At 61.7% G+C, this 13976-nt stretch carries 9 protein-coding genes; 7 read left to right on the top strand and 2 right to left on the bottom strand.

Annotation, left to right across the window (positions count from 1 at the left end):
- Nucleotides 1-65 precede the first annotated feature (65 nt).
- Both sulP and J5J06_16700 read left to right on the top strand, forming a co-directional pair.
- A complete protein-coding gene (sulP, locus tag J5J06_16705; GenBank protein ID MCO6438736.1) occupies nucleotides 66-1811 on the top strand; it encodes a sulfate permease in 1746 nt (581 codons plus the stop codon).
- An 87-nt stretch (nucleotides 1812-1898) separates the two neighbouring features.
- On the top strand, nucleotides 1899-2591 hold the full coding sequence (locus J5J06_16700; GenBank protein MCO6438735.1) for a pyridoxamine 5'-phosphate oxidase family protein: 693 nt from the start codon (nucleotides 1899-1901) through the stop codon (nucleotides 2589-2591).
- Between the two features lie 314 nt (nucleotides 2592-2905).
- Here the strand turns inward: J5J06_16700 and J5J06_16695 are convergent, their stop codons facing one another.
- Entirely contained in the window at nucleotides 2906-4801 is a 1896-nt protein-coding gene (locus tag J5J06_16695) for a hypothetical protein (GenBank protein MCO6438734.1), read from the bottom strand.
- A 341-nt stretch (nucleotides 4802-5142) separates the two neighbouring features.
- Between J5J06_16695 and topA the strand changes: the two genes are divergently transcribed.
- Both topA and J5J06_16685 read left to right on the top strand, forming a co-directional pair.
- On the top strand, nucleotides 5143-8226 hold the full coding sequence (gene topA, locus J5J06_16690) for a type I DNA topoisomerase (GenBank protein MCO6438733.1): 3084 nt from the start codon (nucleotides 5143-5145) through the stop codon (nucleotides 8224-8226).
- Between the two features lie 137 nt (nucleotides 8227-8363).
- Nucleotides 8364-9398, top strand: coding sequence for a hypothetical protein (locus J5J06_16685; protein ID MCO6438732.1), 1035 nt, complete (start codon nucleotides 8364-8366; stop codon nucleotides 9396-9398).
- 55 nt (nucleotides 9399-9453) lie between these two features.
- Here J5J06_16685 and ggt read toward each other — a convergent pair whose 3' ends face one another.
- Nucleotides 9454-11187, bottom strand: a complete 1734-nt coding sequence (gene ggt, locus J5J06_16680) for a gamma-glutamyltransferase (GenBank protein ID MCO6438731.1) — start codon at nucleotides 11185-11187, stop codon at nucleotides 9454-9456.
- Nucleotides 11188-11343: 156 nt separating this feature from the next.
- Here ggt and J5J06_16675 point away from each other — a divergent pair, with 156 nt between their 5' ends.
- From J5J06_16675 to J5J06_16665, 3 genes are read left to right on the top strand one after another with little or no spacing between them, the layout of a single operon-like run.
- A complete protein-coding gene (locus J5J06_16675) occupies nucleotides 11344-11955 on the top strand; it encodes a hypothetical protein (GenBank protein MCO6438730.1) in 612 nt (203 codons plus the stop codon).
- A gap of 56 nt (nucleotides 11956-12011) precedes the next feature.
- Nucleotides 12012-13100: a 23S rRNA (adenine(2503)-C(2))-methyltransferase RlmN gene (gene rlmN / locus J5J06_16670; protein ID MCO6438729.1), complete on the top strand. Its 1089-nt coding sequence runs from the start codon at nucleotides 12012-12014 to the stop codon at nucleotides 13098-13100.
- Nucleotides 13097-13942, top strand: a complete 846-nt coding sequence (locus tag J5J06_16665; GenBank protein MCO6438728.1) for a sugar phosphate isomerase/epimerase — start codon at nucleotides 13097-13099, stop codon at nucleotides 13940-13942. Before rlmN ends, J5J06_16665 begins: the two co-directional genes overlap by 4 nt.
- Nucleotides 13943-13976 lie beyond the last annotated feature (34 nt).

Raw genomic sequence — 13976 nt, 5'->3', positions numbered from 1 at the left:
AATTCCGCGTTTTCGTCACTGAAACAGAAACTGCTGACTTCCCGCGGGAGTCGGCGAGCGTCCCTATGCTCTCGCAGTTCACCCCGAAGCTGCTGATCTGCCTTCGCGAAGGCTACTCCGTTCGTACGTTCACGCGCGACTTGTTGGCCGGGATTACTGTCGGCGTGATCGCTCTTCCCCTGGCCATGGCGTTCGGCATCGCGTCGATTCCGGAGAACGTGGCGGCTGAGGCAGGAATGAGCCCGCCGGCCATGGGACTCTATACGGCGGTCGTCGCCGGATTTCTGATCTCCGCCCTTGGCGGGAGCCGCGTTCAGATCGGCGGTCCCACGGGCGCTTTCATCGTCATTGTTTACGGAGTAGCAACCCGCCACGGCTATGCCGGACTTGCCACGGCAACCGTCATGGCCGGGGTGATCATCATGATCATGGGTTTTGCCCGTCTGGGCACCATGATCAAGTTTATCCCCTACCCCGTTACAACCGGCTTCACCGGCGGCATCGCCGTGGTCATCGCGTCCTCGCAACTCAAGGATTTCCTCGGGCTGGACATGGGGCCCGTCCCGCCTGATTTCGTAGCGAAGTGGCAAGCCTATGCGGAAAACATCGCCCGGTGGAACCCGACCACGGCTGCCGTCGGTGCCGGGTCGCTTGCCCTCCTGATCCTGCTCCGCCGTCTCGTGCCCCGAATCCCGTGGGGAATCGCAACCGTGATCGTGGGATCATTCGCGGTCTGGATACTTCAGCTTCCCGTCGAGACCATCGGCACAAGGTTCGGTGAAATCCCGCGGACTCTGCCCACGCCGCGATTGCCTTCGCTGGACCCGACCCTGATCCGCGAGCTGATTCCCGAAGCCACCACCATTGCCGTCCTGGCGGCGATCGAGTCCCTCCTCTCCGCCGTCGTGGCCGACGGAATGACCGGCGGGCGGCATCGCGCAAGTTGCGAACTCGTCGCACAAGGTCTGGCGAACATCGGCTCGGTCGCGTTCGGCGGGATACCCGCCACGGGCGCCATCGCTCGCACCACCGCCAACGTCAAAAGCGGTGCGAAAACGCCGGTCGCCGGCATGATACACGCCGTCGTCCTCCTGGGAGTCATGCTTTTCCTTGCTCCATTGGCCAGTCACATCCCTCTGGCAACGTTGGCGGCCGTACTCCTTATGGTCGCCTGGAACATGAGTGAAGTCGGCCATTTCCGCCGCATTCTCCGCGCTCCGCGAAGCGACGCCGCCGTGCTCCTGACGACGTTCGGCCTCACCGTGCTGTCCGACCTGACGATCGCCGTGGGGGTCGGAATGATCCTTGCGTCGATGCTCTTCATGAAGCGCATGGCCGAAGTGTCCGAAATCTCGGACCTCACAAGCGAGTTTCGGGATGAGGGTGACGAGCTCGCTCCATCCGACGACCCACAGGCAATTGCACTGCGCCGCGTTCCTTCGGGTGTGGAAGTATTCGAGATCAACGGTCCGTTCTTCTTCGGGGTTGCGGACCGCTTGCAGGACGCGCTGCTCGGGTTGGAGCGCCCGCCGGCCGTGTTCATACTGCGGATGCGTCGCGTTCCGACGATTGATGCTACCGGACTGCACGCCCTGGAGGACTTTCACCGAAAGTGCCAGATGCGTGGAACAAGCCTCTTGCTGTCCGGCGTTCATGCCCGCCTGATGGCAGCCATGCGGCGTTTCGAATTTGACCGCAAGGTCGGCCAGGCAAATATCCTGCCCAACATCGATTCGTCCCTCGCCCGCGCCGTTGAAATCATCCACGGCGGTCGCGCTGCAACTCCTGAAGGAGGCCCAACCCGGCCTTAACGCAGGGGTGATTTACGGAACGACCCTTCCCTTACTACACTGCGTCCTTGGGCAACCACTCGAATTTCACCCGGGCAGGAGCTGATCATGACTGAGCCAGCGCAAGGCAGGAATGAGTCCATCTCACCGTCGGACCGCGCCACGGTTCGCCGCATGCCTTCGCGGGGCATTTATGACCGGGCCGCGATCAACGCGATTCTCGACGAGGCCGTAGTCTGTCACGTAGGCTTCATTGACGAGGGTCAGCCATTTGTCATCCCGAGCATCCATGTCCGCATTGGCGATCGACTTTACATGCACGGCTCGCCAGGCAGTCGAATGCTACGGAGGGTGGCCGAGGGGGAGCCCATCTGTGTCACCGTGACCCTCGTCGACGGCCTGGTTCTTGCGCGTTCCGCATTTCACCATTCCATGAACTACCGCTCGGTCATGGTCTTCGCGAGTGCTTCGGAAGTGATCGATCCGGGTGAAAAGCGCCGCGCGTTTCACGCTCTCGTCGAGCATATCGTTCCCGGGCGGATGTCCGAGACGCGGCCACCGAACGAACGCGAATTGGCGGGGACGATGGTCGTTTCGATGCCCATCACGGAGGCATCCGCCAAGACTCGCGTGGGTCCGCCCAAGGATGACGAGGCGGACCAGGAGCTGCCAGTCTGGGCGGGTGTCATTCCGTTGTCGCTCCGGTCCGGAGCGCCGATTCCGTGTCCCAGACTGCGCGGCGGAGTCATGCCCCCGGACTACGCGGTGAACTACAGTCGCCCTAGCCCTCCCAAATTCTAAAGGCGTCGTTCGCCTATTTTACGAAGGAGAGCCGCAGCTCGCTTGGGTCTGCTTCGGCGCGGAAATAATTCGAAGTCTCCGCGAATTTGATTTCCAGGAGCTTCGCGTATTAGATCAGGGTAGGCTGGGATCTCATATGAATTGGCCAAGATTACATGGCAATGGAGCGGAGAAAGTGAATCCGGTGCCGAGGGTGGCGCATGTAAGAACCCTTCGCGTGGGAGGGAAACCGATGACACCATGCGTCACCTTCGGCGCCTTTCGATCAATGCCAGCGCCGGGGGGAATACTCGCAAGGACCCTGCCACTGCGAATCAACGCCTGACGAGTTGGAAGTCAAGTCGGGCGTGAATGTTATCCGGATCCAACCAGCGAGACACGAGTTCCTGTCGCCGCCCGAGCGTCAGTTCATTCATGAGCTGCTCGCGCATGGCATCATATTCAGCCAACGTAGCCCTCTGGGTCGCAACCCACTCAACGACAAGTGCCGTAGCCCGGTCCTTGAGCTCCTGAACAGCCCGCTTGTCCAGCGTATATTCCAGACTGAACCACTGATCGACCACGTCCGGCGGAACCGTGCCAACCCCCCACCCCGCTGAGATCGGCGTGCGCTGCCCCATACCGACGTCATGCCGGTTCATCCGCGCGACCGGTGAAGGCACGAAGTAGCCGATCTGGCCGCCTTTGGGGGTCTCCTTGGCATGCTGCAGCGACTCGCTCTGCGCAAACGCATCTTCCAGCCCGACCTGAGCGGCCTGATGAAGAAGGTCCTCTGCGTGCTCCTTGGCTACCATGAACGCGTCATGCAGCCGCAGATCCCGTACGATCGCCTCCCGGACCTCCTCGACCGACTCTGCGGGGTGCGGCTCCTTCACGTCCATGATCCGAAAAACGAAAAGACGCCCTGCGTTGTCCGTGAGGTAATACGGCGAGGTTTCCTTCAGGGCGATATAGTCGCCGCGATCCGCTGTATTCTCTTTCGGCATCTCCGGAACGACCGGCTCGCTCCGAAACGCAAGGGTCGCGAAGGCTTTCCACATGCCCGTCGGCGGGCGATACGTTGTCCGCCCGATCATCGGCGTCGCCCCCGCATTGCCCTGCTGGAAGAACTCGGTAGCCCCGACGACAGCCGCTTCGGGATATGAGATCTCGGCCGGAATCTTGTCGACAAGCCTGAGGTAGAAATCCTCTTCACGAATGTCGGCCGGAATCTTGCGGTAGCCGTTGTCTTTTCGCTCGACCACGCCGAGCGCATCCTGTGCCGCCCGCACCAGCCAGTTCGCGATCCGCTCCGCCGCCTCTTTGGCCTGTTCGGATTTGACCGCATCTTCCGCCAGCGCTTGAGCCTCTTCGTAGGTCATGTAGGGCGATTCCTTCTCGGCCGAATCGCCTTCTTCGGTTTGCGGTGGAACCGGCCGACGGAATCGGGGATCGCTCTCGCGATTCTCCTCATAATAACGCTTTGCCTTCCGTTGCAGATCCGGCACGCGAATCTGCTCGGTGATGGTCTGCGGATCGATCATGATGTACTGCGCGCGCAGGGCGATGGGCTGGAAGTATCCGAAGTTCAGACCCTGACCCGGTTCCACATCGCGGTACTTTTCCCACTGTGCCCGCATCTCCTCGGGCGAGAATTCCTGGCTTTCAATCACGAAAGCCGCCGCGGGAATGACCACGGCGTGAACTTGAACCTTGTCGAGAACCTGCTGGGCCGTGGACCGAACCTCGGCTTCGCTGGGCATTCCGGCCGCCCCGATAGCCTGGGCCGCCAACTGAATCGAGCGGAGTTTGGCGACGGCGCCGTAAACGCCTTCGACCTTCATGCGGAAACGATCGGCCACCGCCGCCACGGCCGCAGCCACGCCGGGTTCTTCCTCGGACCGGGCCCGCACCGCCTCAGCGGATACGCCCATACCCATTTCCGCCGCCTCTCGCGTCAGGAGCGTCCACTCCCACTCTGTCAGCGGCTTGGACGCCGCCCGATCAGGGAACTTCCAGTTGAGGCCAAGGCTGGTCAACAAATTGGTCGCGCCGGCACTCTGCTGTTGATCCACGGCGTATATCGCCCCGACGCTGGACTTCGCGACGAGCGGGTTGGAGCGCGGCCTGACGAGCTGATCAAACGCGGAGCCGGCCACGAAGACAATCATGAGCAGGGTCATGAAAATGGCCAGGAGATGCTTGTTATACTTTCGCAACAGCTTCATCATTGGAGTGTAAGCTCCATGCAGATAAACATTTACGTTGGAATCAATCGCCGGGCGCTCCCCGGCGAGTCGCGAAAGCCTAGCAGGTCCGAACCCCAGGGACAAGTCTCCTCCTTTGACATCGCGGCATCCAATTGCTAAGCGTCATGGGGGTCGGACTTCAAGTGGGTACCTATAATCGCCCGATTGGAGGCCCGGCGGGCGACGGTCGATAGTTAGACGCGGCCAAAGGCGGCGTCGAATCGAGTCGCTTATGCGGCCTCGCGATTTTGGCCGAGAAGAACAGTGATAGTGATTAAATTACATTTTCCGTGCAATAGCCGTCTGCTGGAGTGAAATTGGGAATGGCACGCGCCAAGAAGCAAAATTCCGGCAAGAGGCTGGTGATCGTCGAGTCTCCGGCCAAGGCCAAGACCATCAATCGCTACCTCGGCTCCGATTACGAGGTCATGGCCAGCATGGGCCACGTTCGCGACCTCCCGCCCAATGATTTCGGCGTGGATCTCGAAAGAGGATTCCGGCCTACCTACGAAACCCTCTCGGAGAAGAAGAAGGTCGTGGCTTCGCTGCGCAAGGCGGCGGCCGGGGCTGATGACGTCTATCTGGCTACCGACCTCGATCGAGAGGGTGAGGCAATTGCCTGGCACCTCGAACAGGCCCTGGAGCTACAGCCGGAAAGGACGCGGCGGGTGGTCTTCAACGAGATCACGAAATCGGCCATCAAAGCGGCGTTCGAGCGACCGCTTCAGCTCGACATGGACAAGGTCAACGCCCAGCAGGCGCGCCGTCTGCTTGATCGAATCGTCGGATATCAGCTCAGCCCGCTTCTTCAGTCGAAGATCGCCCGGGGGTTGTCGGCCGGCCGCGTCCAGTCCGTCGCCGTCCGCTTGATCGTAGAACGCGAGAAGGAAATCCGTGACTTTGTTCCGGAGGAGTCCTGGCAGATTCAGGCGGTGTTCTGCATAGACCAGGCCAAAGCGAACAAACTTCAGACACAATGGCAGTCTTTCATCAGTGGACATGAAGACCGAGCCGGAAGAGGCAAGAGTACGGCCGGCAGCGCCGATTCCTCCACTGGTCCGACCGTTAAGGCCAAGAACGCCTGGCTGCAACGGCATGATTGTTTTGAAGCGGAGCTGGTCAAATTCTCAGGCTCCGACTTTCGTTCGACAAAGGCAACCGAGGCACGGGAAGTCGTGGAATCGCTCGGCGTGGTCGTGGAGAGTGTACGAGAATCGGCGTGGGAAGCTTACGCGGACAAAGACCTGAAGATCATCGAAATCGTCGGAACGCTGGATCCTGAGGCGGCACCGGAGTTCACGGTCCGCGACATTCAGAAGCGACGCACCACAACGAAACCGAACGCCCCGTTTACCACGGCTTCGTTGCAGCAGGCCGCTTCGAGCGAGGTCGGCTTTTCGCCCTCTCGAACCATGCGCATCGCCCAGCAGCTTTACGAGGGCGTGGACATCGGCGCCGGCGAGGGACCGGTCGGTCTGATCACCTACATGCGAACCGACTCGACGAATCTCAGCACCGAGTCGGTCGGCGCGGCGCGGAAGTTGATCTCGGAGGAGCACGGGAAGGCTTATCTGCCTGATGCGCCGAACGTCTTCGGCAGTTCGAAGCGCGCCCAGGAAGCGCACGAGGCTATCCGCCCGTCGGACGTGACCATTCACCCCGAGCGCATCCGCGACCACCTGACGCGTGACCAATACCGCCTGTATGACCTGATCTGGAGGCGGTTTGTCGCCTGCCAGATGACGCCCGCCCAATGGGACGGCACGACGGTGCTCGTCGGCGCCGCGGCAGGCAAGGGAGAAGCCATCTTCCGCGCGACGGGCCGACAACTGGCATTTGACGGCTTTTACAAGGTGATGGGGCTTCCGTCGGGCGACACGGTGATGTTGCCGGAGTTGCGGGAATCCCAGCCCTTGACAGCGATTGACGTTCGCCCCCGCCAGCAATATACGTCGCCGCCCTCGCGGTACAGCGAAGCGGCGCTGGTCAAGAAGCTGGAAGCCGAAGGCATCGGTCGGCCCAGTACGTATGCGGCGATCATCCAAACGATACAGGATCGCAGTTACGTCGAGCTGCGCGACCGGCGCCTATTCCCCACGGCACGAGGTGAAGTTGTCACCGAGAAACTGCTGCAGCATTTTCCGCAGATCATGGACCTGAAGTTCACCTCCTACATGGAGGAAGAGCTGGACAAGATCGAGGAAGCCCATCTCGACTGGGTCCACGTGCTCAATGAGTTCTATGAGCCGTTCAAGGCTGCATTGGAAAAAGCGCAAACGGAGATGGAGCGCGCTCGGGCGGAACCGAGCGAGTACACCTGCCCCGAATGCGGCCGGCAAATGGTCTACCGCCTGGGCAAGAACGGGCGGTTCCTCGCCTGCAGTGGTTACCCGGAGTGCAAGGCGTCGATGAACGTCGATGCAGAAGGCAAGCCCGTCGCCGAGGTCGTGGCCGAGGAGCCCTGCCCGAACTGCGGCAAGCCCATGGTTCTGCGCAAGAGTCGCCTTGGCCCGTTCCTGGGATGCACGGGTTATCCGGAATGTTCGACGACGATCCCCGCTGACGAAGACGGCCGACCGCTGCGCCGCGTGAAGCCCGAGGACATCAAGGAGCAGTGCCCGGAGTGCGGCGCACCGATGAACGTGAAGTTCGCACGAGGCCGCGCCTTTCTGGGGTGTTCAACCTATCCAAAGTGCAAGGCGACCAAACCCTTGCCGGCGGGCGTCTACGTGGAAAAACCCAAGCCGGCGGAGGCTGGCGCACGATGTGACAAGTGCGGCAGACCGATGGTCATCCGCAGTAGCAAGCGGGGCCCGTTCCTGAGCTGCTCGGGGTTTCCGCGTTGTCGTAACGCCATGCCACTGGACAAGCTCGAAGAGCTTCGCGCCAAAGAAGAGGCAGGCGAGATTCCCGAAGCGCCTCCCGAATCCGCAAACGGCAACGGCAAGGGGCGGAACGGCAATAATGTCCCGCGGAAGCCGGACGGAAAGATTGACATCGCCGCACTTGGTCCACCCCCGCCCGGGTTCGCCTGGACGCGCACCGGAAAGCCCGTCGTTGAGACGTGGCCGGACGAGCCGCTGACCTGCCCAGACTGTGGTCGTGAGGTCACCCTCAAGAGCGGTCGCTTCGGACCGTACTATTCGTGCTCGAATTACCCAAAGTGCAAATTCACGGCCAACTTGCGCGGGGATGCGAAGAAGAAGGCCGAGGCGGAGATGCCCGCGCCGAGCAAACCGAAGCCCATCCCGACGGACGTCGCGTGCAGCGAATGCGGCGCCAACATGGTGATCCGGCACGGCCGCACGGGACCCTTCCTGGGTTGCAGCAAGTACCCGAAGTGCCGCAACAGCCAGCCGCTTCCCGAAGGCGAGACGGTGGAGTCACTCGCGACCGCTGAAGCGTAAGCCCGCGCGCTGCTTATCGGACAGGCCCCCCGCGATAAGCCAATTCCACAACTGCCTCGCTTTTCGCTACAATCGCCGCGATCGGGCCGACGCCGACGCCAGACGCCGGCGATTTCCACGAGCAGGAGAAAACTGTCATGTTGAGCATTCCCTACGCTGCGCGGAAACTGCGCGCCGCCGCATCGGCATTGCTGCTGATCGTCCTTGCCGCCGGTTGCAGCGTGCGCCTTCCGACATCCAACGACAATGCTGAAACCGACAATGGGAACGCGAATGACAACGTCAACGATAACGGCGATGGAACGCGCGGACCTGCCGCAGCGAATATCGCCAACCCGCAAGACGTGCCCGGGTTCTTCGCAGCAGATGAACAATGGACATTGGCCGGGGCGGATACGGCCGAAACGGTCGGCGTTCTGGTCGTCGGCGTGGGCGATCTGGTCGAGTTCGCCGTGAATTTCCCCAACAGCGGTTGCTTTGCCATCCGTCCGCAGTCCTCGATTTCCTTCGACGGCGCCACGTTCTCATTCTCGACGGACTACTCAACTCGTCTGACCGGCTCGGACTGCCGTTTCTCCGTAACGGCGCCCGCGGCGCAGTGCGGTCCGGATTCGCCCCGCGATGGTGAGTCCTGCGAGCTGCCCAACGGCCAGTACACGATTGTTGACCAGGGAACCAATCGTCCGGCGATGACCGCCGGCTTCGCGTTCCCACAGGCGTGCGACGCTTTACCGCCGATTCTCGACTCCTTTGGTGACTGGTCACTCACCTCCATGCACCCCGTTGCCCTGCCGTTCGCCGCAGCAGCGGGCGATCTTGGCGAGGTGTTCGTCGCCATTGCCGGGAACGGCGGACGCCTGCTCAACGGCGGGCTTTGCGTGGATGCGGATGCATCGGGCTGTCCGGGTTGCCTGGATGTACCGGTGATCGGCACGGTCCGTCTGAACGGGACGTCACTGGAAGTGAGCGTCACTTTCTCAGATAGCGAAGACGCCTGCGGGATCCTTTTCAACGGCGAGTTGACCTCGTGCGCCGTGTTAGCCGAGCCGGGTGTAGACGGGATGCCAATTGCGCGCTTTACAGGGACGGGGATGTATTCGCTCAACGACGAGACCGGGCCGATCGAGGTGCTTTATCTTACCGGCGATCCAGATGGGAGCATCAGGCGGTAGCCCGGCGAGCAGCACTCCACCCAGGTTCATTGAAACCCCCTTGGTCGGTGGAGGTTTAATACCCCACCGCCTGGCCGTCCTTTCGGGATTCTGAAGCCGCGAAATAAACATCGCGCTCTGCGTCGTACAAGATGGCCTGGTATCCGCCGAAACCGTCGGTCTCGACGCGAACGTCGTGGCCCATTCGGGCGAGTTGGCGCTGGACGTCGGCCGAGATCCCCGATTCGAAAGCTACGTAGCCGCCGTTAACCATCCGCTCGCCAGTGGGCTCCGATGAACCAAGATGATGGAATCGGGCGGCGTCACCGGCTTCCTGGATGTTCATGCCGAAGTCGATGAGATTGCAGAGCACCTGCACCTGTCCCTGCGGCTGCATGTCGCCGCCCATCACGCCGAAGCTGAGCCAGGGACGGCCGTTCCTGGTAACAAAGCCGGGGATGATCGTGTGGAAGGGGCGCTTGTGCGGGGCGTAGACGTTGGGGTGTCCCGGCTCGAGCGCGAAGAGCTCCCCGCGATCCTGAAAAACGAATCCGAGTCCATCGGGGACTAAGCCGGAGCCGAAGCCGCGATAGTTACTTTGGATCAATGAGACCATGTTGCGGTCGGCATCGGCCACCGTGAGATAGACCGTTTCACCGGTGGAGAGGCGGGGGTCGCCCGGCCCGATATCGCGGTTGGAATGGTCCGGCTTGATCAGCTTCGCACGCTGGGCGGCATAGTCCTTGGAGATCAGGCCCACAATGGGAACATCGGCGAAATCCGGATCGGCGTAGTAGCGTGCCCGGTCTTCAAAGGCCAGCTTCTTCGCTTCAATGAGATGATGAAGGTATCGCGCAGAGTTGTGCCCCATGGAACGCAGGTCGAAGCGTTCCAGGATATTGAGCATCTGCAACACGGCCAATCCCTGCGTATTCGGGGGAAGCTGCCACACATCATAGCCGCGATAATTGGTGGATACGGGCTCAACCCATGTGGAGGAGTGATCTTCAAAATCGCGCCGCGACAGGAAACAACCCTCGCGCTTGCAGAAGCGGACCATAATGTCCGTCAGCGGACCGCGATAGAAAGCGTCGCGCCCGTCGCGAGCAAGGATTTCGAGTGTGCGGGTGAGAGCGGGATTGCGGAAGATATCGCCCTTGTCGGGTGCCTTGCCGCCAGGAAGGAACGTCTCCGCAAAGTTGGGATAGTCCTTCAGCACGCGTCCGCCCCGGGCCCAATAATGTGCAATGAGCTCGGAAACGGGAAAGCCCTCCTTCGCGTAGTCGATCGCCGGGGCCAGGATTTCGCTTATGGGCAACCGGCCAAATCGAGCGTGCAGTTCAAACCAGCCGTCAACGCACCCCGGAACGGTCATGGGCAACGGTCCAAACGGTGGGATGTGCTCCAAGCCGAGTGAATGGAGATGGTCGAGAGACAACTCATACGGACTTCGGCCGCTCGCGTTAAGGCCGTAGAGCTTCTTCGATTTGGCATCCCAGACAATCGCGAAGAGATCGCCGCCCAGACCGGAGCCGGTAGGCTCCATCAGTGCCAACGTCGCGTTGGCGGCAATGGCGGCGTCCACCGCGTTCCCGCCACGTTTGAGAATGTCGACGGCGACTTGTGTGGCCAGCGGCTGACTGGTTGCCGCCACGCCACGTCGAGCAATAACCTCGGATCGGGTGGCGAATGGCCTTCCGGTGATTCGATCGCCCCGACCGCTTTCGTCGGCGACCGCCGGTTGGCCGAACACCGCCAGGCACCATCCGATAACCACTCCGCCGATGCCGATCTTCCTGAGTGTCCCCATAGGTCCCATCACCATTCCCCTGTCGTTCGTCCGGAAGGCGCATCTTGCGACCGGTAGGCCATCGTATCGATGGAAAGAGTCGGGCGATATGCGCCGCACGGGAAATCCCCGAGTTTCTGCTATACTGAGGGCGACGGATGGGGATGGAGGCGGTGCGTGCCGGCCAATGAGATCATCGCCTGGTTTTTCAGTGCCGTGCTGGGCGGCATTCTCGTCGGAGCGCTCACCACGCTGGGCCTGGTGACGCTCGCACGGCGGACTCGATCTTCGCGCCTGCGTCGGGAAGCGATTGAGGCGGCGTGGACCTCCTGGCTTGCGGCTCATCGCACCCTGCATCGTTCCGCGCGATCCCTGGTCTGGGCGTACCGCGGCCTGCCCCTGCGGTCGGCCACCGGCGAATCCGACCAGGTCCGCGCCTGGGACTGCCTGCGCGTAAGGGAGCGATTCTTTGATGCCTGCCAGGAACTCGACCGCGCGGAGGCTGAACTCTGGCGTCACGGGCAGCTTGCGCACCATGAAGAGGGCGCGGCCCGGAATTGCGCATGCCAGGCGACGGCCCTGCGCATGGCCATAGAAGGCGATTCGAACGAGCTGGCAGGATGGTCCCGCAACGTGCAGCGTTGCGAAACACGTATGGAAGCCATGGCGCGGGAATCCCTTTCTCGCATCGAGCCGTGGCGCTGGAGGCGGAGCCGCCTGACGCGGCTGGTTCATGCTACGGGCGAAGCGCTGAACGGACTCGTGGAGCGATGGTCCGGCCGCCCCTGACCCGCGCCCGGGGTCCGCATCCTGCACTCTTGCAAAATTCGCTCTACAATGATGGCATGACGAATCACGAGGTCGGTTTGCGGGGGCTCTTTGATCTTTCCGAGGATCAACTGCGCGCTCTGCTGGAGGAATGGAATCAGCCCCGGTTTCGGGCGAAGCAACTCCTTGAGGGCATCTACACCCAAGGACATCGGACCTACGAGTCCTTATCCACGCTTCCCAAGGCCCTGCGCGGGCGGCTCGCGAAGGACCTACCTCTTCTGACCTCGACCATCGTCCAGCGCCAGGAATCCCCTGACGGTACGACGAAGCTGCTGCTCCGCTGGGCGGACGGTGCCACGTCGGAATGCGTGCTGATTCCCGATGCCGAACGCCGGACGGCGTGCATCTCCACGCAGGTGGGATGTCCGGTAGGATGCGTGTTCTGCGCAAGCGGAATCGGCGGGCTCCAACGACAGCTCCTCGCCGGTGAAATCGTCGAGCAGGTCGTCCGTGTGCGCGATCAGTGTGAAGGCGACGATCGCCTGTCCAACATCGTGTTCATGGGGCTGGGCGAGCCCCTGGCGAACTACGACGCCACCCTCCGGGCGATTCGCACGATCAACGCCGACTGGGGATTGGGCATTGGGGCACGCAAGATCACCGTCAGCACCGTGGGGCTTCCCGCACCGATGCGGCGACTGGCAGACGAAGGTCTGCAGGTCACGCTCGCGCTGTCGCTGCATGCACCGAACGACGATCTTCGGCGCAGGATCATCCCTTGGGCCGAGCGGGTCGCCATCGATACATTGGTGGATTCCTGCCGATACTATTTCGATCGCACGGGGAGGGAAGTGACGCTCGAATATATCCTGCTCGGGGGGCTGAATGATCAGCCTCAGCATGCGCGCGAGCTTGCCCAGGTCGCGAGACAGATGCGTAGCAACGTCAATCTGATTGCGTACAATCCCGTAGCAGGACTTCCCTATCTGCGTCCAACGCAGGAAGACGTCGTTCGGTTCCTTGCCTTGCTCCGTGATCGAGGCATCAATGCACATGTACGTCGCAGCCGCGGGTTGGACATCGACGCAGCCTGCGGCCAACTGCGGCGCCGTGCGGCGGAAGCGGACAAGTACGAAACCTTAAGCGAAGGAGCCGATCGATGAGCCCCGAGGACGTCGGCGTCGTCACGTGGTCAATTGATCGTCACGATGCGATTCGAGCGATGCACGTTGCTGCACGAGAGCTCGGGGCCGGCGTCGTCCAAGTGGGCTTTTTCACCGAGCATGCCGCTCAGTCCGCGGATGCGTCCGAGATCCGCGGCGCCGCGGAGTCCCTCGGCCTTCGCATTGCCGCCACGTTCGCCGCATTCGAGAACGAAGACTACGCTTCCATTGAGCGAATCGCCGAGACCGGCGGATACTTGCCGGACGCGCACTGGGAAAGTCGCTTGGCGACCACGCGCCGGGTAGCCGAAATCACCGCGGAAATCGGCGCACCCACTATGGCCGTACACATCGGCACTGTTCCGAAGGACCGCGCAAGCAAGGCATGGTCGACTTTGGTGGAACGCGGGCGCTTTGTGGCGGACATATTGGCCGATCGGGGATTATCATTGCTTCTTGAGACCGGCCGCGAGCCGGCGGAGACGTTACGTTCGTTTATCGATGAGCTGGACCGGCCGAATATCGGCGTGAACTTCGACCCGGCCAACTTCGTCGTCTATGGAACGGATGAACCGGTGTCGGCGCTGAGACCATTAAAAGGGCGGATCGGGCTCGTTCATATCAAGGATGGATTGCGATCAAGTGAGCCGGGAGAGATTTTCGGCAAGCCGGCGATGCCGGGTACGGGTGACGCAAATATACCGCGGATCGTCAGTAAACTGCGACATTCCGGCTATTCCGGTCCGCTCTTGCTTGAATACGGAGGAGGCGGAGCGGACACGGCAACGATCGCAGCAGGAATTCAGTACCTCAGGTCCATGCTGGACACGACGCATCCCTGACTTGAAGCGTCTTTCGGAAGAACGTCCTCCATCA

It is taken from the genome of Phycisphaerae bacterium (genome assembly GCA_024102815.1).
Taxonomy (GTDB): Bacteria; Planctomycetota; Phycisphaerae; order UBA1845; family UBA1845; genus JAGFJJ01.
This window is presented reverse-complemented; position numbering and strand designations above follow the sequence as displayed.